The 21,172-nt window shown below is 47.5% G+C and carries 21 protein-coding genes and 1 riboswitch; of the genes, 8 read left to right on the top strand and 13 right to left on the bottom strand.

What is annotated here, in order from left to right:
* Window positions 1–32: 32 nt before the first annotated feature.
* Window positions 33–209 (top strand): DUF3094 family protein, encoded by a 177-nt coding sequence (locus H5336_RS06940; protein ID WP_185232690.1) that lies wholly within the window; start codon window positions 33–35, stop codon window positions 207–209.
* A 7-nt stretch (window positions 210–216) separates the two neighbouring features.
* On the opposite strand, the gene H5336_RS06935 is transcribed toward H5336_RS06940, so the two are convergent.
* Window positions 217–678: an EVE domain-containing protein gene (locus H5336_RS06935; protein ID WP_185232688.1), complete on the bottom strand. Its 462-nt coding sequence runs from the start codon at window positions 676–678 to the stop codon at window positions 217–219.
* A 46-nt stretch (window positions 679–724) separates the two neighbouring features.
* The gene (locus H5336_RS06930; protein ID WP_185232686.1) at window positions 725–1,042 is read right to left on the bottom strand and encodes a hypothetical protein; all 318 of its coding nucleotides are present in this window, start codon (window positions 1,040–1,042) and stop codon (window positions 725–727) included.
* Between the two features lie 479 nt (window positions 1,043–1,521).
* Between H5336_RS06930 and H5336_RS06925 the strand changes: the two genes are divergently transcribed.
* From H5336_RS06925 to H5336_RS06915, 3 genes are all read left to right on the top strand, one after another.
* Window positions 1,522–2,208: a GntR family transcriptional regulator gene (locus H5336_RS06925; RefSeq protein WP_185232684.1), complete on the top strand. Its 687-nt coding sequence runs from the start codon at window positions 1,522–1,524 to the stop codon at window positions 2,206–2,208.
* A 116-nt stretch (window positions 2,209–2,324) separates the two neighbouring features.
* Window positions 2,325–2,753: an FKBP-type peptidyl-prolyl cis-trans isomerase gene (locus tag H5336_RS06920; RefSeq protein ID WP_185232682.1), complete on the top strand. Its 429-nt coding sequence runs from the start codon at window positions 2,325–2,327 to the stop codon at window positions 2,751–2,753.
* Window positions 2,753–3,157 carry an acyl-CoA thioesterase gene (locus H5336_RS06915; protein ID WP_185232680.1) on the top strand — a complete coding sequence of 135 codons (405 nt, stop codon included), beginning with the start codon at window positions 2,753–2,755 and terminating at the stop codon, window positions 3,155–3,157. The genes H5336_RS06920 and H5336_RS06915 overlap by 1 nt, the downstream gene beginning before the upstream one ends.
* 104 nt (window positions 3,158–3,261) lie before the next feature.
* On the opposite strand, the gene H5336_RS06910 is transcribed toward H5336_RS06915, so the two are convergent.
* From H5336_RS06910 to H5336_RS06895, 4 genes are all read right to left on the bottom strand, one after another.
* Entirely contained in the window at window positions 3,262–4,497 is a 1,236-nt protein-coding gene (locus H5336_RS06910) for an acyltransferase family protein (RefSeq protein ID WP_185232678.1), read from the bottom strand.
* 85 nt (window positions 4,498–4,582) lie between these two features.
* Window positions 4,583–5,491 (bottom strand): recombination-associated protein RdgC, encoded by a 909-nt coding sequence (gene rdgC / locus H5336_RS06905; RefSeq protein WP_185232676.1) that lies wholly within the window; start codon window positions 5,489–5,491, stop codon window positions 4,583–4,585.
* A 16-nt stretch (window positions 5,492–5,507) separates the two neighbouring features.
* Complete coding sequence (gene bamJ, locus H5336_RS06900) at window positions 5,508–6,146, bottom strand: BamJ family beta-barrel-assembly machinery protein (protein WP_185232674.1); 639 nt, start codon at window positions 6,144–6,146, stop codon at window positions 5,508–5,510.
* 144 nt (window positions 6,147–6,290) lie between these two features.
* Window positions 6,291–7,277, bottom strand: a complete 987-nt coding sequence (locus H5336_RS06895; protein WP_185232672.1) for an acetylating acetaldehyde dehydrogenase — start codon at window positions 7,275–7,277, stop codon at window positions 6,291–6,293.
* 615 nt (window positions 7,278–7,892) lie between these two features.
* Between H5336_RS06895 and H5336_RS06890 the strand changes: the two genes are divergently transcribed.
* Together H5336_RS06890 and H5336_RS06885 are read left to right on the top strand one after the other, a co-directional pair.
* A complete protein-coding gene (locus H5336_RS06890; RefSeq protein ID WP_185232670.1) occupies window positions 7,893–9,143 on the top strand; it encodes a hypothetical protein in 1,251 nt (416 codons plus the stop codon).
* Window positions 9,144–9,165: 22 nt separating this feature from the next.
* Window positions 9,166–10,182, top strand: a complete 1,017-nt coding sequence (locus tag H5336_RS06885; protein WP_185232668.1) for a DUF6976 family protein — start codon at window positions 9,166–9,168, stop codon at window positions 10,180–10,182.
* A 79-nt stretch (window positions 10,183–10,261) separates the two neighbouring features.
* Here the strand turns inward: H5336_RS06885 and H5336_RS06880 are convergent, their stop codons facing one another.
* From H5336_RS06880 to H5336_RS06865, 4 genes are read right to left on the bottom strand one after another with little or no spacing between them, the layout of a single operon-like run.
* Complete coding sequence (locus H5336_RS06880) at window positions 10,262–11,488, bottom strand: YeeE/YedE thiosulfate transporter family protein (protein WP_185232666.1); 1,227 nt, start codon at window positions 11,486–11,488, stop codon at window positions 10,262–10,264.
* A gap of 12 nt (window positions 11,489–11,500) precedes the next feature.
* On the bottom strand, window positions 11,501–12,043 hold the full coding sequence (locus H5336_RS06875) for a YeeE/YedE thiosulfate transporter family protein (protein WP_185232664.1): 543 nt from the start codon (window positions 12,041–12,043) through the stop codon (window positions 11,501–11,503).
* The gene (locus tag H5336_RS06870; protein WP_185232662.1) at window positions 12,040–14,019 is read right to left on the bottom strand and encodes a cytochrome b/b6 domain-containing protein; all 1,980 of its coding nucleotides are present in this window, start codon (window positions 14,017–14,019) and stop codon (window positions 12,040–12,042) included. The genes H5336_RS06875 and H5336_RS06870 overlap by 4 nt, the downstream gene beginning before the upstream one ends.
* Window positions 14,016–15,464 (bottom strand): tetrathionate reductase family octaheme c-type cytochrome, encoded by a 1,449-nt coding sequence (locus H5336_RS06865; protein ID WP_221627997.1) that lies wholly within the window; start codon window positions 15,462–15,464, stop codon window positions 14,016–14,018. Before H5336_RS06865 ends, H5336_RS06870 begins: the two co-directional genes overlap by 4 nt.
* A gap of 429 nt (window positions 15,465–15,893) precedes the next feature.
* Between H5336_RS06865 and H5336_RS06860 the strand changes: the two genes are divergently transcribed.
* A complete protein-coding gene (locus H5336_RS06860; protein WP_185232660.1) occupies window positions 15,894–16,922 on the top strand; it encodes a hypothetical protein in 1,029 nt (342 codons plus the stop codon).
* Between the two features lie 219 nt (window positions 16,923–17,141).
* Window positions 17,142–18,134 (top strand): family 43 glycosylhydrolase, encoded by a 993-nt coding sequence (locus H5336_RS06855; protein WP_185232658.1) that lies wholly within the window; start codon window positions 17,142–17,144, stop codon window positions 18,132–18,134.
* 47 nt (window positions 18,135–18,181) lie between these two features.
* Here the strand turns inward: H5336_RS06855 and moaB are convergent, their stop codons facing one another.
* The 3 genes from moaB to H5336_RS06840 form a co-directional block, all read right to left on the bottom strand.
* Entirely contained in the window at window positions 18,182–18,718 is a 537-nt protein-coding gene (moaB, locus tag H5336_RS06850; protein WP_185232656.1) for a molybdenum cofactor biosynthesis protein B, read from the bottom strand.
* Window positions 18,719–18,736: 18 nt separating this feature from the next.
* Window positions 18,737–19,720, bottom strand: a complete 984-nt coding sequence (gene moaA, locus H5336_RS06845; RefSeq protein WP_185232654.1) for a GTP 3',8-cyclase MoaA — start codon at window positions 19,718–19,720, stop codon at window positions 18,737–18,739.
* A riboswitch (molybdenum cofactor riboswitch) is annotated at window positions 19,710–19,871 on the bottom strand. (Overlaps the previous gene by 11 nt.)
* A gap of 89 nt (window positions 19,872–19,960) precedes the next feature.
* A complete protein-coding gene (locus H5336_RS06840; protein ID WP_185232652.1) occupies window positions 19,961–21,160 on the bottom strand; it encodes an alginate export family protein in 1,200 nt (399 codons plus the stop codon).
* Window positions 21,161–21,172: the final 12 nt, after the last annotated feature.

Below are 21,172 nucleotides of genomic sequence, written 5' to 3'. Positions count from 1 at the left end.
CATAGGATGTCGAACAGACCAATGGTGGGCCAATGCCAGAGTTATACCCTGAAGATCAGCAAAAAGTAGATGAATTTCTTGAGAGTAACGTCAATGTAGTGGAGCGAAAAGCGTTTAAACCGCTGAAGCTGTTAGCGGTTATTTTTGTAGCGCTGGGGCTTATTACGTGGTTGAGCTATTGGGTTGCCATCAATCATGGTGTTATTTAGCGGGTATTTACCCCAGGCCGAATTTGACTACAGCTTTGTACTCGGCAGCGGTAACGGGCTGAATCGATAGTCGCCCTTGTTTTACCAAAACCATGTCGTTTAAGACGTTGGTTTTTTTGATTGCCTCAAGCGTTACCGGCGTTATAAATTTATTCATGAACTGAATATCGACACACAACCAGCGTGGGTTATCCGCAGGCGACTTTGCATCATAATAGGGCGAGGTGTGGTCAAACTGAGCTGGGTCTGGGTAGGCCGAGCGTACTACCTTGGCCAAACCCACGACTGCCGTTGGGGTGCAACGGCTGTGGTACAGCAAAATTTCATCCGCCACTTCCATTTGGTCACGTATAAAATTACGTGCCTGATAATTCCGTATACCGTCCCAAGTGCAGGTTTGGTTTGCTTCACGCATCAAGTCTTCAACGCTGTACGTTGAGGGTTCTGTTTTAAATAGCCAGTGATTCATCAATAGCCCTTTAGGCTGCTTAGTCTACGGTTCCTTAGCGCCCCTGCTAGGTGTCCACCCAGACCCAGCGCAGCGGCTCACCAAAATCGTCGGTAATGAGCTTTTTACGCGGGCGTTTAGTGTGTTTAGTCGTTGCAGCAGACGTCGCTTTTTTTCGTTCTTCAATCTGTTGGATGGCCTCTGTTACGGGCGTTCTGTCTTGCTTAGGCTGAAAGCTGGCCGAGGAAGAGAATAGGTTGGTATTTTGAATGTTGCCGCTAATGCCAGAATCTACGCGGTTAACCGCGCCCCCAGAGGCCAGGTATTGGTTAATCTGCTGATCGATTTCGGCTCGAATTTGGGACTTAGTTTTCAGAGGTTTCATGTAGGGTTCACTGGTCACAACCGGCATAATGCCATAGCTCCCACCAATTAAAGCATAACTTGTGCCTGTTGGCTTTGATTTCCCTGCGGTACTGCCATTCGGTGTATTGTGTGGCTATTGGGATACAAGGCGCATAAATCACACCCATAAAAGTACCGGGGCAGTTACGTAACATGTTAATGACTGTGTGTGGGTATTTCCCACAGTATTTTTAATGCCATGGTTTGGGTAGGAGTTTAGGTTTAATTTTAGCTTGTGAAAGGAGTTATTTAGTCATGCATGAAGGGGGCGGTGACTGCTACCAAAGTAGGGTTTTTGCTCTGGCGCCATAATTAATGCAAAAAACTTTGCCACACACCCTCCCCATCGCCAAAAACCGAGTGTTACAATTCGTGCCGATTTTGTTATAGAGATCTCTCCAAACGTTGAGCTCAGGGATTTTTAGGGTTCAGTTACATTTAATAATAAAAGAACTGTCTATGAGCGAACAACAAGAAGCGCAGGAGTTGGGGCTTTCCCGTGTCGAAAGCGCCTACCGCCAATTAAAGCAATCCATTCTGTCGAATAAATTCCCGCCCGGCTATCAAGCCCTAGAGCCAGAACTTGCTCGCACACTCGGTGTGAGCCGCACACCGGTACGAGAAGCGCTAATCCGTTTGGAGGCCGAAAAGTTGATTGAGCTTATTCCAAGGAGAGGGATGCGGGTTTTACCACTGGTTCCCGTGGATATTATTGAGATCAGCCAGGTGCTGACTGCACTGGAAGGGACATCGGTAGAGCTGCTGGCAAAGCAGGATTTAGGGCGCGACGCCCTTCAACCGATGACCGATGCAGTGGCCGAAATGGTTGATGCCCTGCGGATCGATGATATTGGCGTATGGTCCGAAGCAGAAGAAAAATTCCAACGTTTACTAGCGACGTTAGCGGGTAATCATCGGCTTGCCGTGTTGGTGGAAACGGTGCGGGCGCAGGCGTATCGGGCACGTAAAATAACGCTCAAACTACGCCCAAAGCCATACAGCACTACAGATGCGTACGGTGAAATCCTTGAGGCGGTTGCCGTAGGTGATTGGCAGTTGGCGAAGGAGCGGCATTTTAAATTGCGGTTAGAAATTACAGAAATTCTACGCGAAATCCTCGATCGATATCAGTTACCCCATCTTTAGGGTGCAATAGCGCCTATTCTTTTCGGCGGTGGCGCGGATGTGTGCCACTGCTTTTTTCGTTCTGATCCCGCTGGTGTAGAATAGGCGCATTTAATGCGGCAATTATTCATTTACTCATGAAAGATCGAAAAAAACTCAACAAAGGTTCTGCAGGACAAAATCGTAAAACCAGCGAAACCTTTATCGCCAAGCATTCCCAGCAGGAAGGCGTGTATAGCACCGCAACGGGGTTGTTGTACCGTGTACTCGAGGTCGCTCAGGGGATTCAGCCAACAGAGCAAGATACGGTAGTGGTTAATCAACGTATTCTTAACGCCGATGGTAGTGTAATAGCGGACACCTATAAAACCGGCATGCCGGACAAGTTCGCAATGACAGAGGCCATACCGGGTTTGCGAGAGGGTTTGATGATGATGTCGCCCGGCGCTCGTTATGAGTTTGTTGTTCCCCCTGAACTAGGCTGGGGCAAGCGTGGCGCTAGTAACAAAATTGGTCCAAACGCCGTACTGATTTTTGATGTTCGATTATTGGAGGTTGTTTTCTGATGAGAGATTTCACGCACAGGCTAACGCTTAAAGTTCGTGACTACGAGTGTGATATTCAGGGCGTGGTAAATAATAGTGTCTACCAGCAGTATCTTGAGCATGCTCGACATGAATTTTTACGGGTAAAGGGTGTGGATTTTGCTGAGCTCGCCCGCAAAAAAATTCATTTGGTGGTGGTGCGGGCTGAGTTGGATTACAAAAAATCATTACTGCCCGGTGATGAGTTTTGGGTGGAAACCTGCATCGAGCGCTCTTCAAAGATACGCTTTGTTTTTTTACAGGGTATTTATCGCTCCGGAGATGACGCATTAGTTTTACAGGCAAAAATTACTGGTACTTCACTTAATGAGCGTGGAAGGCCATTCATCTCGCCTGATATGTTAAAACTTTTTGAATTGAGCTAATTTTCAAATAACGCGAGCGTGCAGTATTGTTCACTCGCGCTGTAATGCCCTGCAGAGGTTAAGATCAATAAATACAGGGGAGACTTGTTAAGGGCACCTTCTCTTTATCGTTCAAAACGTTCGCGTAGTTTACGCGCAATGGGTTTTTCAACAGCATAAGTGCTGATAATAGCGAAAACTGCCAGCCCTAGCGGCGCAGCCCAAACCTGTTGAAACCCCGCGCCAGCAATATTTTCGGCTGTTATCCAGCAGATCACCATGGCCATGTTCTGCCAAATAAAAAGCGAAAACGCGGTTTCCCCCAAAAAACCTGTTCCGGGCAGCGAAAACAGGCGGGCGGCAACACCGTTACCTTTGGCAAAGTCTAGAATTATAATGGCGTACAGGGGCATCATTAGCCCGTGTCGGACAAAAAACTTCAGTGGCTCTAGAATGTTGGGGATACACGCCACGGTAATAACAGCGATTAATGCTAGGTCACCCCAGGCCAACATTCTATTGCCGCCTTCGCGCCAGTGGAGGTTAAAGCGCGAAATGCCAAATGCGCGGCTCAGCACCATGCCGAAAACAAATTGCGCAACCCAGAATACCGGCGTAGAGCCAATAAATATTTGCCAATTTTGCTGTGGTTCGCTGCCTGCTGGAAAATAAACGGCATACACAACTGTAGGAAGCAGTGCAATAACGGGTAACGCCAGCAATAATATTTTCAACTGCGTCTTGGAAAGGCTGGATAGTTTAGCGATTAACCAAGGCATAATTAAATAAAGAAAAAGCAGTGCGGAGATTGTCCAAGCGGGCCAGTTCCAGTCGGGTACAAAAGGCGGATACCAAGCTTGTACTAAAAGCAGGGTAGCAAATGCACTAGGAATAATTTCACTCAGGGGGCTAAAAGACAATAAATAAGGGCCGACGACAACGAGCGTGATAAGCAGGCAAATGACGTGGATGGGGTAGAGTCGCGCTAGGCGACGAAACCAAAAGCGTCGAGCACCGCCGACAATTTTACCGTCCTCCCCCCAATACAAATAGCTGAGAATAAAACCTGACAAAATAAAAAAGAAGCTTGTCGACATCCAGCCGTTAGAAAAAACGTTAACAACGAATTCAGGTAAGCGAGAGAAGCCGCTGACGAGTTCACTGTATTGCGCGGGCTTATCCATATCGTATAACACCCAAAGGTGAAACATGAAAATGTGGAGCACGGCAAAAAAACGAACGCCGGTAAGCGCGGGTATGTGAGTGTTGTTTGCTATTGTTGCTGTTGCTGTTGCTGTTGTTGCTGTTGCTGTTGTTGTTGCGGGGTTGGCGGCAGCGCTATCGCCGAGCGAAGTATCCATTTTTTATCTTCCTTACTTAAATGGTGCGCTGCCACTTTATCGCTACTTAGGTGAAAGTAATGGTGATACAAATTGCCGGAGAAAACTAACTCTCTCTCGCTTCACCTCCAAGTGCCTGAAGAAGATCGTTGAGCAGTTGGTGAAGCTCTGTTGCCATTACCGCAAAGTCGGCATCAAATTGTTCTGCTGCTGATTCGGCTTGGCGATCATTTGCTTGGTCGAGCAGTTTATCCTCAAACTTTACGCGCTTGATGGCTAACTGGTCGTCCAGAATAAAGTGGACAGCGTCGTTCCAGGTGAGCGCCAGTTTGCATACAACCATACCCGAGTGAATATGGTTGAGTACCTCCTCTGCCGTTAAATCCTGATTTTTACAGCGGATAATTCTGCCGTCTTTAGGCGCCTGTAGTTCGCATTCCTCTCCTAACGTGAAGGGTGAAGGTGCTGCACTGTTGCGCAACCAGTCTGTCATAGCGGCAACGGGTGGGTTGTGACTACCGAGGGGTACGGCAGGGAAAGATCCAAGCGCCTCGCGCAGACCACTGGTGATGTCTTCCCCGCGTTTGGCCGACGAGGCGTTGGCAATTACCCAGTGTTGTTGAGGGGCTATGTAGGCAAAATCCAGGCTGGATTTTGCCAAAGCTCTTGGCATGAGTGAAAAGATCACTTCATCTTTGAGAGCTTCGCGTTCTTTGCGGCTTACGCTGCGCCCCTCTTCGGAAGAAATGGTCTCGATTTTGTCTTCAAGTACTTCTTTTATAACGGCGGCCGGCAGAATTTTTTCCTGTCGTTTGGCGCACACCATAATATTGCCGCTGCAGGCATGAACAAGCTCTGTGCCTTGTCGACCAAGTGGTGCGACCCAGCCGTAACGGGCTGGATCGAGTTTTCCACAGGGTTGAAAAACAAAAGGTTCCAATGCCTCTGCGAGCTGTTCGGGCGAAGACTCAAACGTTTTACCCAGACGATATATACGCAGGTTTTTAAACCACATGAAATTTACCTTAGCCTTAGGAGATGATTTCTAGGAGTTCTACTTCAAATACCAGGGCGGCGTAGGGGGCGATGGAACCACCCGCACCGCGGGGGCCATAAGCGAGGTCGTAGGGAATATACAGCTTCCACTTGGCGCCAACAGGCATTAATTGCAGCGCTTCAGTCCAACCGGCGATTACACCGTTAACAGGGAATTCCGCTGGTTCGCCTCGGCTCACTGAGCTGTCAAAAACGGTGCCGTCGATGAGTGTTCCGTGGTAATGCGTGCGTACCGTGGAGGATGCTGTGGGCTTATCGCCGTCTCCGCTTGCTAGGATTTCATATTGCAGGCCGCTTTCGGTAACGGTAATACCGGGTTTTTTAGCGTTTTCTGCGAGAAAGGCTTCGCCATCGGCGGCCTTGGTTGTGGCTTGCTCTGCTTCAGCGGCCTCCATTCGGCCACGGATTTCAGCAAAGGCAGCGTTAAGGTCTGCGTCGGATACCTCTGGGGTATTGCCCTCTAGTGCATCCACAACGCCTTTAGCGACAGCGTTGTAGTTCATGCCTTCGAAGGTGTTTTCAGACAATTGCTTGCCAACCTGCAAGCCAATGCCGTAGGAAACACGGCTTTCGTTGGAGGATAGCTCAATATCGGAGGGGGTGGTGTCAGTCATGGGTGCCTCAATCTCGTCAAGATAAAAGGCGCGATTTTACACGAATAGAACGATTTTGGGCCGCTTTACCTAATATAAAAGCCCCACTCCGTAAGAACTATTGCAGACTCACTCCGTTACCGGCGGGCACAGGCCATTTGCACACTATGCCGTTTTAGGTAGAGATTTGTTGCCTTTGCCTAGAAAACCCAACAAAGAGCCAAAAGTGCCCTGAATGGGCTCGCCATTACCCTGTCCCTGAGAATGACCTGGCTGTACGCCTACATGTTGAGCATAGCTTTCTGCAATGGCAATGGCCGCGCAATTGATAATGTCGAGGTTGCCGGCGTGGCTGGGTATCCAATCACCCTGGCCGCGCACACTCACGAGGATCTCTATAGCGCCATCACGGTAAGTGGGGGTGCCAACAATATGGTAACCAGGAACCTGCTTGCGCACCTCCAGCACACGGCTCATCAGTGGCTCGTAGAGCTTTTCAACGTCGTTGTCGTTGGTATAGGCGCGAATGATGGTGAGCATATCGGGTTTCCATGCGCTTTGTTCAACCTGGAGTTTAACCGACACATTTTGAATACAGGTATAGGCAGAAATGGCTGAAGCGGTTGTGGAATAGTACTCGTCTATATTCGCGAGTGTTGCCGGGCCAACGGAGTCGGCAGCGAGGTGAGATTCCACCTCCAGATGGGAAATGTTTGGGTATACCTTCGACAGAGTATGTACCACTGGGATCGACGCTTGCCCGCCACAGGTCACCATATTGATATTGGCTTCATGTGTAACGGCTTCTGCATCAATTGAGGGGATGCAAAACCGACCCACCTTGGCGGGTGTTAAGTCTATCGCTTTTATGCCTGCCTCAAGAAAATATTGCGCGTGTTGTTTATGATCGCTTGCAGAGGTTGCATCAAACACCAGATCGAGTGGCGAGCTGTGTTCTCGAAAAGCATCGAGACTTTTCGTGGATATATTTACTCCCATGGATCGAGCGGCTTGTATACCAGGGGATTCTGAATCTCTTCCGACGAATAAATCGCAGTGAAGAAAATGCGAGCGTTGGATCTTGATCAGCAAATCCGTGCCGATTTTTCCGGAGCCAATTATACCTACATTCAATTTATTTGACTTAGCCATGTACTACAAACTCCTCATACGCATTCAAAATAGTGAATTATTCGGAAATCTATCCGATAGAGTATTTACGCTCCTTCAAATATGAGTTGCTACCTGCTGGCAACAATCGAACTGTCGTTTAATTTTACATAAGGTGAATCTAAACGGGTGAAAGTTCGAGGCGCCATGGAAAGACCGTGCGCGCCAAGAATGGTAATTGGTTCACATGTTTTGTAATAAGTGGGTAGCCTGAAAGGTTATCGAGTAATAAATACATTATTGCATGTGTGGTGTTGGCGCGTAATTTTGCACACCAAAAAATGAATTAAACGAAGCGGTTGTTAGGCAATTGTCTGTTTTTATGTGATGATTTAGGTACATAAAAAATTAATTATTTAGACGGAATCAAATAAGTCTGTGTTATCCATGTCCAATACCAAACTATTAGATTGACAATAACTTATACTTTCTGGTTCTATTCACCGCCATGGGACGGAACACCATTTAACATTTTTGTTGAAATTAAAATGTTAGGGCTACAAAAAAAATTTAACTGCTACAGTTATAGAGTTAATTGCAGCGTGGTTTGCTGGACGCATTTTACGTCACGTCTGTGCTAACAATTAGGAGTACAGGATGGAACGAAATGATCTTCGCGGCCTGGAGCATGCTCTAGGTATTCAGTCACCGTGGCTTATTAAATCTGCAAATATTGATGAGGTTGCGAAAAAGTTTGATGTTGTTTTGGAGTTGCCCGAGACAAAACGATCATTCGGGCTATTCAATGCCGGGAGGAAAAGTGTAGAAGAAGAGTTTATTCCAGGTACTTGGCGGTACATGAATGTCGGTCGCTATAGCTGTATTATCCATGCGCAGGTACCGAAATCTGCTATCGATAACACCTCTTTTATTGGTCGTGAGTTGATTTTTCAGCAAGCGTTTTTGGGACACCCCTCTAGGCATTACTCAAATTTCATACGCCAGCAAGTCGCGCTTGCCCATGTTAAGGGCGTCGATTTTGGTGTGATATCAGATCTTTATGGTCTAAATGAAATCACACTTAAGGCAATAAGCGACGATTTGGAGAAAACACCCGCCAATATTAAAGCGCTTACACACCTTCCCACTGAAATGGATCCAGTATGGGATCGTATATTGAGTGACCAGCTTATACTTCGCACCAATATATTGCCGTTAAAATTTCTACTGAGTAAAATTAAATTGGCGGCGGCTAAAATTGAATCTGCCGAAAATTTATTGGCTTTGAAGCTTGAGCTTCGGTCGTTCTTTATTGAAAATATTGGCCAGCTAGAAAATGAAATCGAGCAGCTGTGCGGTATTACCTCCGCCAGATTAAAGCAGCGTGCACGGGCTGTTAGCAGTAAACAGAAATTAGTTTTGCCTGCTTTGAAAAGTCCGGTTTGGTTGGATTTGCTTAGCGGTAAACTAACCCTAAATTCACAAAGCGTTCCCTTGAATCTGTTAGTATCCCGTCAGCGTACGGCTTTTGTTCAAGGGCACACCAAGGAAGCAAAAATTCAAGCGATAGAAACTTTACGTGACTATTTTCGTAAAAATTACCGCACACTCAAACCTGAATTGGTGCTTCTGAACAGGGCGATGCAAATTCGTCAAAAATCTAGCTTGTCGTTACCCGATGCTGAACATCGTATCTGGCAAAGAATCCTTGAAGACGATAGCTTTGTTCCTAGTAATCATGTGGCTTACAGGTTGTTGCTGGCAAAGCTGCGAGCACAGGTTAGCAGTAAACCCGAGCCCGTGGTGAAGTTGGAGGCGGCGCGACGTATTCGCGATTTCCTCAAACATAACCAGAGAGCAATGCGTCAGGAAGTGGGTGTCTTGTTAAAACAAGTCGCAGCCGTTTAATAATTTGTATTTGGAGTAAGCCATGTCTGCAGCAGGGTCCGTATCATTTGTAAGTTCGACTGTGAGTCGAGACGAAGTCGTGAATATGATTTCCCGAGGAGATTACATGATTATCTCCGGTGACGAGCGTGTACTGGCGTCTCTTCCTTCTGGGAACTGGATTGCGGGAACAATTCCCTATTTCATGACTGAAGAGGGTGGTAAGGTCGATCAGGATTCACTCTTTGTTAATACCATTAGCGGGTTGCCAAGTAATAACTTACCGCGTCTGACTTTGTACGATGCGAATACAATTTCTCGCATTGCAGAAGAAGCACCGGAGCACGGGTTTACTTTTTTGATTTTACCTGCCGGCTCTGATGTGCATCTCAGTTATGCGCAAAATGCGCCCGATTTCCCCAAAATGTTTTTTTCACCCATCATTGGTTGGATTGCGGGTGTGCATCTAGATGAGCTGGCTAGTCGGTCTGCCAAAGTAGGCTTTGGGCCAGCCGGTGGTTTACTTTCCGATACGCAGGCTGCCGCCATTCATGTGCCTTTACCTGATAGTCAGGTAGCTCAGATTAAAACCATTAACCTATTCAACCCAGGGGAAGGCGCTGCTATTCAGTTTCCTGAAAATGGTTTTTCAGTTGGCAGCTGTAAAGTCGACGGCGCCGATTGGCGCTTATCTGATTACATTAAAGAGCACAATATTGATACGCGTTTACCCTTAGTGGCCAATTATTCAGGCATGATGGTCAACGTTAGTATTCAGGAAGTGGGTGATGGTGAAGTTAATTTATATGCACCGGTATTTCCCGGTGTAGAGTATCGTTTTGCTAGCCCGGTTAGCGATTATGTGACTGAGTTTAACCAAGCTTTGCCAGCCTCAGACAGCAAAACAATTGCATTTTCCTGTAATTGTATTCTTAACTTCCTGTACTCGGAGCTAGAGGGTAAGAAAATTGGTCAGTTAACCGGCCCGGTTACTTTTGGGGAGGTTGCTTACCAATTACTTAACCAGACTCTGGTGTATTTAACGCTCGAAGATATATAAATAGTGACTCTCCCGGGTGGCTTTTTCGGCCACCCGCATTTTCCCTGCAACGGATATTTTAATTTCTTCTGCGGTTTTATTAGCCGCATCCACCTCCGGCCGGCGCTCGCTTTATTTCAAGCTTAACTTTTGTATTTGTAAGTTCGGGGTAAGCGGCTAAATTGGGGCTAGCCATTGGGTAGCGGCTGCCCATTGCCCGCTCGAATGTAAATCGTAGTGGCTCTCCGGCCGGTGTGAGTAAACTATGTGATTGTAGCTGGCCGGGAGGCGCAAAGGTTTGCAGCCATCCGTTAACACCGCCTTCCAAGACATACAGGCTAGGTACCCCAGCGGCCCTAAGTTGTTTCCACGTTTCGGTTGCGGCAATTTCATCATTGCCGGTAATAATATTAACGGTGTTAGGAGGCTGCCCTATGAGTGCTTGCGCGAGTTGTTCAACATTGCTGGTGCTGGTATGTTCAGCATCGCGAATATGAAATCTATTGAAATCCGACTCAAGGCGAATGTCGAGAATACGCACTTTTAGCTTGCGATCTTTTTGCAGCGTTGCAACTTCTAGTGGTGATGCGTAAATTTCACGCGCATCGATTCTCGGCTGTGCAATGGCTGCAATTCTCTGCCAGCGATCCTCTAGCGTTGGTTGCCCTAACATAAGTGTTGCAATAGCCAGTGCTACAATTGCAGCCGCAGCTGGCATGCGCCATTGTGGGGGTTTAGGAAAGTGTGAAAAAGTATGTTCAATCCAATCGGCGCCCCAAAACATGAGGAGAGCAAGAAGAACTATGAGCAGTACCGTAACGCCATAGCTTATGCCAAGAATATCGGGGAGGGTAATGCGGTCGTAAAAACTGCCATGAAAAAAGGTCGAGTAAAAATCGACTGTGTCACCGAATATTAGGATACCAAAAAGTGCACCGAAGACAAAAAAAAGGCCATCCAACTTTAACGTTGCCGCTGCGACCAATGAGGTTCCGGGGCAAAATCCGCCTACAATAAAACCAACACCCATGATAAAACCACCCGCAATACCGGGCCATAGATAGGTTGGGTTAACCCATAGTAATTGGTAGTCGAGTAGGCCAATGGCACTGCAGAAAAAAATTAGCACCATGGCAACCACAATGGCGGTGAACATCACTTTAAAAACGGTAAGTTCTTTAAAGTAGAACTGTGCAGCCAGTTTTCGAGAATTACCGAAGCCGGCACTCTCCAAAACAAAACCAAAAAACAGTCCAATAAGTGCGTAAATAAAGTACCCCATACTCGGGCCAAATTCTGAGACTATATTCATCGGGAAATCTGTCATGGCGGCTATTTCCTAGTTCCAGGTTTTTCTAAAGGTCCAGGCCAGCACGTAGGCGCCAGCGAAAACCGCTAGCATAAAAACCCAACTGCCTACCGAGAGCGTGGCTCCACCGCTGAGTGCTTGGCCCGAAGTGCAGCCGCGCGCCAGTCTTGCGCCATAGCCCATAAGTGCGCCACCGATAAAGGCCAATACCCAGCGAGTGCGGGTACTAATCTGTGGGCCTTTGTTCGTTTCGAGTTTTACCCGGCCGCGTAGCCAGCCGGAAATAAAACCACCGACAAGCGCCCCCAAAACCATAAATACGATCCAGCTTTCTAGCGGGTTGGTATCGCCCCCTGCCATCGCTAAGAGGAATGGCGTTGTGTCTACGTGCTGCGAGAAGAATAGGTCTTGTACGTAGACTACAAAGCGATTTAATCCGCCAGAAGCGCCTAGACCGTTGCCGGTAATAAGGAAAGCTAGAAACAATAAAATGCCCAGAACGATCCCCGCGATATAGGGGTTCCAATAGGGTTTACCGCTACTGGGAGATATGGGGTATTGATTCGTGTTCATGGTGATTGCTCTTTTTTTTCGGATATTTCAATGTCTTCCCAGCCATCGATCATGGCTTTAATGCCCGAATGAATTTTGGGGCCGGAGGTTGTGGTTAAGTAAATGTGCATTATCAGAAAGGCCACAAACGCCCAAGCGAGAAAGCTGTGTAGTGGCCCAAGCAGATTAAGGCCGCCGATGGTGTTAGAAAACTCAGGCCAATTTTGTGCGCCCCACATGAGTAGCCCGGTTAGCATTTGTGCCGGGAGTAAAACATTGAGTAGTCCAAAGTAGGCGACTTTTTGTAGTGGATTAAGTTTGTATTCAGGATGCTTTGCAAACGGATGGGGGGCGTTTTGAAAAATGCCTTTGGCATAAAATTGAATTTGCTCAAAGCTACGCACGAATAAATCCGCTGGCATGGGAATAAACTGCTTAATCTCACCGCTTGCCAAGTGGTAAAAAAGCGCAAGCGCTGCATTGGTAAATAACACGAAACCCAAGATGTTATGTATTTCAACCATGTAAGCAAAGCTTAACCAGCTAAAGAGCCAGGGTTTGTGAATAGCCGCTCCGGTTGCAAGCAGCAAAAGAATGGCAGTAGCCTGAAGCCAATGCCATAGGCGTTGATAATAGCTATACATGTATACGCGTTTACGCGGAATTTTGTGCGCGCCGAGCTTACGCCGGGCGAGGTAGCGGGCAACGCCGTGGCCCGTTACACCTGTAATTGTAAGAAGCAACAGGGCAATACCTAACCAGTCCACCAATGGCACGGTATCGCCACCTAAAATGTAGATGCCCACGGCGGCCAAGTTAGGGGCTGAATTTTGAATATAATTTTCAGGTAGTGAAATATTAATGGGGGCCGAGCTAATGTTTGGTTTAAGCACCGAATCTTTATTATGGCAAGTCAGGCAGTTTTGCGTGGCGCGTGCGCTTTGAATGTTGTGATGTATAGCTTTTGCTAGCGTGTATTGTTCGCCGTTGCGGCTAACTTCAATAACATTGTAGGGCGCAATCTTGCCGTTACCATTAGGTAGCAGTTGCGGTGAGTAGCCTTGAATTAGCTCGTTTTCGAGGCCTCGCCATTGATATGTTACGTTATTGATTTTTAAGTTTTTGTCGGGGTTGTTATCTAGCTTAACGCTTTTGGCCGCGGGCGCCGCTATCCAATTGCTATGGCAGCTCTCACAACTAAGTTTGGAAAAATGTTGGGCCTGATAGGGCAGCCAAGTATGCGAATTATCTATTTCGTGGCAACTTGTGCAGGCGTATGCCTTGGTGAAGTTGTGGTCGGGTTGCTTTAAATAGTCGTGCGGCGAAAGCGTACGCGGGTCAAATTTTAAATGTTGTAGGCTATTCTGTGTGGGCGGGCGAACGGGGTTATTTTCCGAGCTGTGGCAATCTGTGCAGGAAACGACGCGTTCGGCGTGGGCATCGAAGCTAAAATTTAACTGGTTTTTGTTGGCGATATTGAGCGCCGACTGACTGATAAGCTGCCCCGAAAATATTTCCCCTGTTAGACCAAACATTGATTGCTGCAAATGCACTGTACTAAATTCAACAGGGTTGGGGCCGGTATTGACTAGCCCGTGGCAGCTGCCGCAGGCTTCGCTTGTGGGGCTGGTAAGCGTGAGTTTATCTGCAGTGATGATACCGGTGTCGTTGGCTATCTCGGTGAGTGATATTGTCTGACCGTTAGCATGGCAGTCCAAACACTGAATTTGGGTATCGAGAGGTGCAGCCGGCTGCTGAGTTAATAGACTGACTGCGCGAGCAGTATCATCGGGGAGAAATTGATGGTGCTTATCCAGTGATTGATGAATAAAGTCGCTGTTATGGCACTGTCCGCAGGTATGTGACTGGGAAACCTCCGCTCCGGTTTGCCAGATTTCGCCATCGGTTGTACGCAGTAAAAAATCCGGGTGAAACGGGTTCGCAGAAGTAAAATTCACCAGCATTAAAAGTGGAATAACTAAAAAATAGCGTTTCATTTTTCAGTCTCCAATTTGCGTGATCCCCAGCGAATGGGGTCACCAAAATAGCCAAGTGCTTGCCAATCTAAGCGGCCAGCGGCATCGTTGGCCGACTCATTGTGGCAGTCGCGACATTGCAGTGCATTTCGAGCGGCCTGTACCATATGGGTTTGTGGCCAATACATACGGGTTTCGGTAAAACCGTATTCGCCGCTGTAGGCTAGGCCAATGGCTTCCGAGCCTTGTCGAACGGCATTGTCCCAATCAAATGTTTGCCAGTAGCCCGTTTCGCCGTAGGTTTTAGGTTGTAGTAGGTGTTGCAAATTCAGGTCGTAAATTTGTTTTGCACGGTGTACTTTAAACGGAAAAATTTTCGCCTTATTGTCGGAAATATCACCCGTAGGGAAATTTAAGTCCGTAGCGCCTTGGCTATTAATTTTGTCGCCGTACAAATAGCGTTGGCTCAGTCCGTTATACCAAAAGTAGTTTGGCGCAAGGTTTTCGGTGTAACTAAATTCACCCTTCTTTTTCTGATAGGTGGTACCTTCTGTTCTGCTCGCATCACCCGCCTGGCTCCAGTCCCAGTGGGTTTTGGTGGCTATACGCGTTGCTACTTCAGGTATGTGGCAGGTTTGGCATGCTACGGCAGCGGAGTGTTGGTTGATTCGCTGGTCTTTATGTTGGTTGCTGGCATGGCAATCGGTACAGGCGATTTGATTGCTGTTATCGAGGCTAACGCTTAGTGATCGCCCGCTAATATTGTGGTTTTCGGTGCGGTGGCAATCGGTGCAGACCATATTGTGTTTTCCCATATGCACATCAACGTCATCACTGGGGAAATACAAACTGGAGTCTAGGTCTCCGTGTTTTACTGCGTCACCACCTCCACCGCCAAAATGGCAGCTTCCGCAGTTGCTTCGAGAGGGGGAGGCTACGCTTTGAGCGACGGCGGTAAGGTCTACCGCCTCCACTGGAATACCGGCTTTACCCTTCACATAGGTGCCGGTTTGCTCGTGGCAAACCACGCAGTCGATGTTATTGCGCTTGGAAAAATCGAAGTTATTGTCTTTCCAACCGTAGCCCGCATGGCAGCTAGAGCAACCTTCCCAGTTACCACCAATGCCAATACAGAAATTATTAATAACATTTTTCTTGCCGCCTTTAACAGGCTCTGCCCTTCCCTCTATCGGCACGGCCTCGTGCTCCCAAGTCCAGTGGGAGGAATGCAGCACTTGGTCACCGGCTTGCTGGTGGCACTCCAAGCAGCGTTCTGTAACCGCTTGTGGCGAACTGTACGGGCCTGGCATTAGCGCGCTGTGGTCAACGTGGGCTGCGCGCTGGGGGAGAAAACTCGCGGGGTCGGCGGTTGGCAAGGGGTGGTCAGGAAGAAATAAAACCAATGGCGCCGCTAGCAGTATTACGATACCGGCTGGTAACCAGAGCATGGTGAGAAGCTTTTTCATGGAGTAACCAAAATATTCGAAACCTATTAATTAGAATACTCTAATATTTTTGGGTTGGCTTGATTTTAATCAACCTCAGTTGGGGGCGGGTGTTGTGCTATTACCGCAGTAACAGGCTATGGGTGCTGGCGTACCGGTAGATATCAGCCTTCTACATGTCCGAGTCTAGTATGGCTGCCAGTATGTGCAACAGGATCTATCGATAAACGTTTTGAGGAAGACAGTATGCTTAATGGTTAGCGGGTATTAGGTTTGAGTGATATGCATAAGTTAGACGTTGACACGTGTATGGGGCTAATTTTAGGTTATATTCGAGGTGTTTAAATCAATAAATAATGTAAGCGAGCGTGAGTCGTGATGAACCCTCCACAGCGGTATTGGGCGATTTTTTTGGTGCTTTTTATTGCTGGCTTCACCCAAGCGAATGCAATGCCCGAACTGGACGCGTTCGGGAATACGCCTTACTACGATTATAGTCTTACGCGCACGTATTTGGCGTACAACACCGACAATCGTGTGGTTTTACTTGGCAATCCATTTCAGCAGCCTGCACGCGGCATGGGTGTTACGCTGTATGCCATACTTTTAAAATATGCGGATCGTTACGAGGATCTTGTTTTTCCTGTCGACCAGCCTAGCTTTCATGTTGTGTTGTTTGGTAAAGGGCAAGTTAGACATATTTATGTAGGAGAGTTTTGGCTGCAGTATGCCGACAAAATTGCGTTTATGAATAATGAAGACAACAAACGCGTGCAATTTATTTTGTCTAAACGTTTTGCTAATGGCGAAATCTACAGTGAGGACATGGCACTGCAGCGCATTAACCGTAAGCTGTCACAAGAGCCGCTCAGGCGTCTGGATGAAGCTGCATCATTAGCGAAGGCCAGATCGGTTATTTCTAATCGCTTGCGAATAGATAGAGAGGGTGACGGAGACTATGTATCCAAGCGATTGCCGAATGATCTGGCCCCACTGAGTAAAGGCGCACTAGACGCTGTTGACAGTCTAGAGGCTGACAATATCTCCACACGCGAGAATGGTGAAAGCGTAGAGCCATTTAACAGTCAGACGACAGACACTGTCGGCGACAGTCAAGAGGCTGCGCAAGTAGATGAAGTAATCGGTGGCCTGCTCAAACCAAAAGATCAGCATGAGCCTTTAGAGGAGACGCTTGTTTTGAATGGAGGCGCGCAGCGAAGCGGTTCGCCATACGCAAACGGCACTCAGGTTTCCGGTGCTCACATTTCTGGTGCTCACAGCTCCGGTAATAGGGCCTCCGACAGCGCCCTAGAAGCCATTGCTTCTGCCGAATCGATGGGCGGCGATGGAGTCGCTATGGGTTTTACCGCAACAGGAATACAAAAATTTATTTTCGCCATTTTTATACTGCTGTCACTCCTTGTTATTGGCTCTATTGTCCTCAAAAAAAGACTACGCGGTAAAGTTGCCGTGCGTTAACGTGTGAAGATAAAGGGCAACCAACGTTGCTACAGATTTCAGTAATCGAAAGTTCAATCCCGGTATTCGTTGTAGTTTTATTGCACTATCGAAAGTGGTGCTGCTGGGAAAGCTGCCGGTAGTGCCTATGCGTGGTCGTAATTCCGGTGTATTCCATGGGTGTGATAGAATTCAAGGCGCTTTTGAACCAATAAAATATTCTAAGTGTGGGGATGGTAAATGAAAAAAGTGGGCTTTAACTTTTTGTTATTGGTTTTGGGGTTTGGCGTAAGTACATGCTTTGCCCAGAACCCGCTGAATTTTGGCAGTAATATTCGAACAGCCGATCCCTCTGCCCACGTATGGCAGGACGGAAAGATGTATCTCTATACCTCACACGATGAAGAATGCCAGGAGGATTTCCACATGAAAAACTGGCACACCTTCTCTTCCACAGATTTGGTGAGCTGGGTTGATCACGGCCCTAGTTTATCGGTAGACGATCTCTCTTGGGCTGATAATTATGCCTGGGCCCCCGATGCCGCCTATAAAAACGGGAAATACTATTTGGTTTTTCCTGCCGGTAGCGGCTTTAAAGATAGAAAAAACCCGGAGCGCAGTACTAAGTGGATGGGTATTGGCATTGCGGTTAGCGATTCGCCAACGGGACCTTTTAAAGATGCCATCGGCGGCCCGCTATGGCGTGAGCCCTATGCCAACGATCCCAGCTTATTCATAGATGACGACGGAAAAGCTTATTTATACTTTCATGGAAAAAATGCAGATTACTATGTAGCAGAAATGGCCGATGATTTACTGAGTATAAAGGGCGAGTTCCGTAAAATGGATATGGGTGGCTACGAACCTAAAATGGAAGGTCCTTGGGTGTTTAAGCGCAACGATAATTACTATTTTACAATGCCCGAGAATAATCGAATGTTGGCCTATTATATGGCTAAATCACCTAAAGGCCCCTGGACCTATAAAGGGAGTTTTATGGATGAAGAAAGCAATAGTAATAATCACCACTCTATTGTTGAATATAAAGGGCAGTGGCTTCTATTTTATCATCGCTGGCTAGCAACGACCGACACAGGCTGTAAGAAAAAGCAGCGTCATAGCGCCGCAGAATATCTCTACTTTAATGGTGACGGTACAATTCAGAAGGTTCGGCGAACAGACAAAGGCGTGGCAGGTTTCTCAACTAATGTGAAGCCACTTTCCGAAAAATAGGTTTTTAATGGTGTAACGGCGGGGTAATGTCCCGCCGTTACACCGTTTTACTGAAAGTCACTGAACGAAACACCCTTCAAGTGCGGAACAAAATTACAGGGCCCTTGGCGGCTATCAATTTGTTTGCTAATGATGTCTTTCCAGGCGGTTTTACAGGCGTTAGTACTGCCGGGCATACAAAAAACAACCGTGCGATTCACCAAGCCCGCAAGTGCGCGAGATTGAATAGTGGATGTCGCTATTTGGTCGAAAGAGATTTGACGAAAGAGCTCACCGAAACCTTCTACTATTTTATCCAATAACGGTATTACCGCCTCTGGCGTACTGTCTCGCGAGGTAAAACCGGTGCCGCCGGTAATCAGAATAACTTGTGTACTATCATCGGCTATCCAATTGGATACTGCGGCGCGTATGGTGTAAACATCGTCTTTAACTATAATTTTTTCCACCAGGGTATGACCGTACTCCGTTAGCCCATCGACAAGGCTTTGGCCCGATGTATCGGTTGTTGTATCGCGCGTATCGGATACGGTAAGAACAGCGATATTGAGCGATATTAATTCTTGAGTAACCAGTTTTCCCATAGTATTTTCCTACTACACTTACCCGCCTATCATAGCGAGGTGTTGGGTTGAGCCGCTGTTGCCTTGTTGTAGGCTGTGGGCGGCACCTTTATGTTGCAACAGTTCGCGAATACGCTTGGCGAGCTGTTCTGTATCTTCATTTATTAGGTGAGGGCGAAGTTTGTGGTGCTCTTCTGCAAACAAGCACAAGTGCATGTTGCCGTGGCTGGATATGCGTAATCGGTTGCAGCTCGCACAGAAATTTTTACTGTAAGGCATGATCAAGCCAATAGTACCTGCATAATTCGGGTGTGTATATTCAATTGCAGGGCCTGCGTTGGCTTCGCGTAAAATCGCCAGCCAGCCGTTATCTTCGAGCATGGTTTGAATGCTGTAACCGCTAACATGTTGCTGTTTGAAAAATGCTTGGTTATCACCGGTTTGCATTAATTCAATGAAGCGCAACGATACGGGGCGATCCTTTACGAAATTGAGAAAGCTCTGCATTTCGTTATTATTGTATTCGCGCATTAACACCGAGTTTATTTTTACTTTTTTTAGTCCAAGGCTTATGGCTTGTTCTACCGCCATGAGGACTTCTGTCAACTTATTGTGGCCGGTAATAAGGCGAAAGGTTTCGGGCACTAAACTATCAATACTAAGGTTAAGCTGGTCTAGGCCGGCGTCTACATAGTGCTTTAATTGCTTGTTAATACGGTAACCATTGGAGGTCAGTGCCAGTGTTTCTATACCGGTGGTCGATTTACACAGGGCCATAATCTCGGCGAGATCTTTACGCAGTGTAGGTTCGCCGCCGGTTAATCGAATTTTGCGAATGCCGTTTAAGGCAAAGGCAGAAACAACGGATTGTATTTCTTCCAGTGAGAGATAAGGTTCGCTATTGGTAGGGCAATAGCCATCGGGGAGGCAATAATTGCAGCGGAAATTACACGCATCGGTTACCGATAGGCGCAAGTAAGTAAACTGTCGTTGATAGCTGTCGGTCAGCTGGGTATTCTGCATGGGGCTGCCTTTCCAAACGGGAGATCACGCAGTTTCTCGCGTAACCCTTCAACAATCTAAAGCGGCTTACTAAAGGCGGCTTAGCATGTTAGCGGTTCGAGAGCCCTATCATTGTGACGTAGGCTGGCGAACTTCGGCGAAGTTGATTTTGAGGGGGATTCGCTAAAATTTCAATATACCTTTAGGGGTAGCCTCTGCCGTTAGCGAGTGCGGCAGAGGCTGGGGTGCCGAATTTTCAGATTAGAGTGAAACCTGAAGCATCAGCCACACTTTTTGGGTGTCTGTTAGGCTTGTTTCCTCAAGATTATCTTGCGCGCTGTAATTTGCGTATTTAAATAAGGCTTTTACCTTTTTGTTGATGGGGTAAATAGCCACGGCATCCAGTTCAGTACCCAAGTCCACGCTGCCTACATCACTGCTAAAGGTGTGGTAGGTTGCGCTGAGTTTAACTTTGCCGATGTTAGTTCCCGCACCAAAATAGATATCCTGTAAACCGGCACTGGGCGTGTTCAGAAATTTATCGGCCCAACCTTGCCACTTGTGCAGGGTTGCCAGCGGGGTAGCAAAGGCTTTGTTGCCGTCATCGCTGCCAAGGTTTTCATAGCCAATATTCCAGCTAAAGTTGCTTAGCTTACCGTTAGCGCCAGCCTGCAGAAAACTTGCAGTATAGGCCGTAGGGTTGTCGCCTGTTTCAGACTGCGTGGCGTAGCTGGCGGTCAGTTTCACAACATCCAAATCACCGGCATAGCGCACGCCGAGGGTATTGCTGGAAATGGCGGCGGCATTGTCGAAATCCATTAAGTAGGCAAAGCCGGTTAGCTTGTGTGCGTCACTAACACTGAAGGTGGCATTGGCTAGGTGTACGGCACCACGAAGATCAGCGTTGGGGCCTGTAGGGCCAAAAATACGGTTTACATTATTGATGAAGCTGTAGCTGCCTTTTACCGCGCCGGATGAGTATGCAAGAGAAAGCCCATCATAAGTCTGCTCGTTTTGTCGCCAGCCAACACCGCCAACAAATCGTTGATCGTCCAATAATATTCGCTGGCGACCGGCTGTAGCGCCGAAGCTACCGTTTTTATAGGCAACAAAAGCCTGGTTAAAATCAGTGCCCGTGGGGTCGGCGACTACAGGGTATTCGCCGCGACCGTTTACTGTACTGTTGTATTGTTCACCACCGAGAGCAGAGACATTGTCCATTTCCAGTTTAAACGATACATTGTTTACGCTGCCCGAATTGAATGTTACACGCGAGCGTAGAGTATTGGCCGCTGCGGTTTCAGCGATACCCTCTTGGTCGACACCTTCGTAACGGTAACGGAAATCCACATTGGTTTTGCTGTCGGTCATTAGCGTTTCCAGCGCTGAATCAGCCACAACGGGTGCAGAGCAGAGCGTTGCTGCAACGGCTGAGGCTAGAAGTTTTGTCGAGAGTTTCATGTGTTTTTCCTT

The sequence above is a fragment of the Teredinibacter franksiae genome, from assembly GCF_014218805.1.
In the GTDB taxonomy this organism is placed as follows: domain Bacteria; phylum Pseudomonadota; class Gammaproteobacteria; order Pseudomonadales; family Cellvibrionaceae; genus Teredinibacter; species Teredinibacter franksiae.
This window is presented reverse-complemented; position numbering and strand designations above follow the sequence as displayed.

Excerpts from the sequence above, each read along its gene's own strand:
- H5336_RS06940 (WP_185232690.1), top strand. The coding sequence starts at position 33 with ATGCCAGAGTTATACCCTGAAGATCAGCAAAAAGTAGATGAATTTCTT.
- H5336_RS06935 (WP_185232688.1), bottom strand. The coding sequence starts at position 678 with ATGAATCACTGGCTATTTAAAACAGAACCCTCAACGTACAGCGTTGAA.
- H5336_RS06930 (WP_185232686.1), bottom strand. The coding sequence starts at position 1,042 with ATGAAACCTCTGAAAACTAAGTCCCAAATTCGAGCCGAAATCGATCAG.
- H5336_RS06925 (WP_185232684.1), top strand. The coding sequence starts at position 1,522 with ATGAGCGAACAACAAGAAGCGCAGGAGTTGGGGCTTTCCCGTGTCGAA.
- H5336_RS06920 (WP_185232682.1), top strand. The coding sequence starts at position 2,325 with ATGAAAGATCGAAAAAAACTCAACAAAGGTTCTGCAGGACAAAATCGT.
- H5336_RS06915 (WP_185232680.1), top strand. The coding sequence starts at position 2,753 with ATGAGAGATTTCACGCACAGGCTAACGCTTAAAGTTCGTGACTACGAG.
- H5336_RS06910 (WP_185232678.1), bottom strand. The coding sequence starts at position 4,497 with ATGGATACTTCGCTCGGCGATAGCGCTGCCGCCAACCCCGCAACAACA.
- rdgC (WP_185232676.1), bottom strand. The coding sequence starts at position 5,491 with ATGTGGTTTAAAAACCTGCGTATATATCGTCTGGGTAAAACGTTTGAG.
- bamJ (WP_185232674.1), bottom strand. The coding sequence starts at position 6,146 with ATGACTGACACCACCCCCTCCGATATTGAGCTATCCTCCAACGAAAGC.
- H5336_RS06895 (WP_185232672.1), bottom strand. The coding sequence starts at position 7,277 with ATGGCTAAGTCAAATAAATTGAATGTAGGTATAATTGGCTCCGGAAAA.
- H5336_RS06890 (WP_185232670.1), top strand. The coding sequence starts at position 7,893 with ATGGAACGAAATGATCTTCGCGGCCTGGAGCATGCTCTAGGTATTCAG.
- H5336_RS06885 (WP_185232668.1), top strand. The coding sequence starts at position 9,166 with ATGTCTGCAGCAGGGTCCGTATCATTTGTAAGTTCGACTGTGAGTCGA.
- H5336_RS06880 (WP_185232666.1), bottom strand. The coding sequence starts at position 11,488 with ATGACAGATTTCCCGATGAATATAGTCTCAGAATTTGGCCCGAGTATG.
- H5336_RS06875 (WP_185232664.1), bottom strand. The coding sequence starts at position 12,043 with ATGAACACGAATCAATACCCCATATCTCCCAGTAGCGGTAAACCCTAT.
- H5336_RS06870 (WP_185232662.1), bottom strand. The coding sequence starts at position 14,019 with ATGAAACGCTATTTTTTAGTTATTCCACTTTTAATGCTGGTGAATTTT.
- H5336_RS06865 (WP_221627997.1), bottom strand. The coding sequence starts at position 15,464 with ATGAAAAAGCTTCTCACCATGCTCTGGTTACCAGCCGGTATCGTAATA.
- H5336_RS06860 (WP_185232660.1), top strand. The coding sequence starts at position 15,894 with ATGCCCGAACTGGACGCGTTCGGGAATACGCCTTACTACGATTATAGT.
- H5336_RS06855 (WP_185232658.1), top strand. The coding sequence starts at position 17,142 with ATGAAAAAAGTGGGCTTTAACTTTTTGTTATTGGTTTTGGGGTTTGGC.
- moaB (WP_185232656.1), bottom strand. The coding sequence starts at position 18,718 with ATGGGAAAACTGGTTACTCAAGAATTAATATCGCTCAATATCGCTGTT.
- moaA (WP_185232654.1), bottom strand. The coding sequence starts at position 19,720 with ATGCAGAATACCCAGCTGACCGACAGCTATCAACGACAGTTTACTTAC.
- H5336_RS06840 (WP_185232652.1), bottom strand. The coding sequence starts at position 21,160 with ATGAAACTCTCGACAAAACTTCTAGCCTCAGCCGTTGCAGCAACGCTC.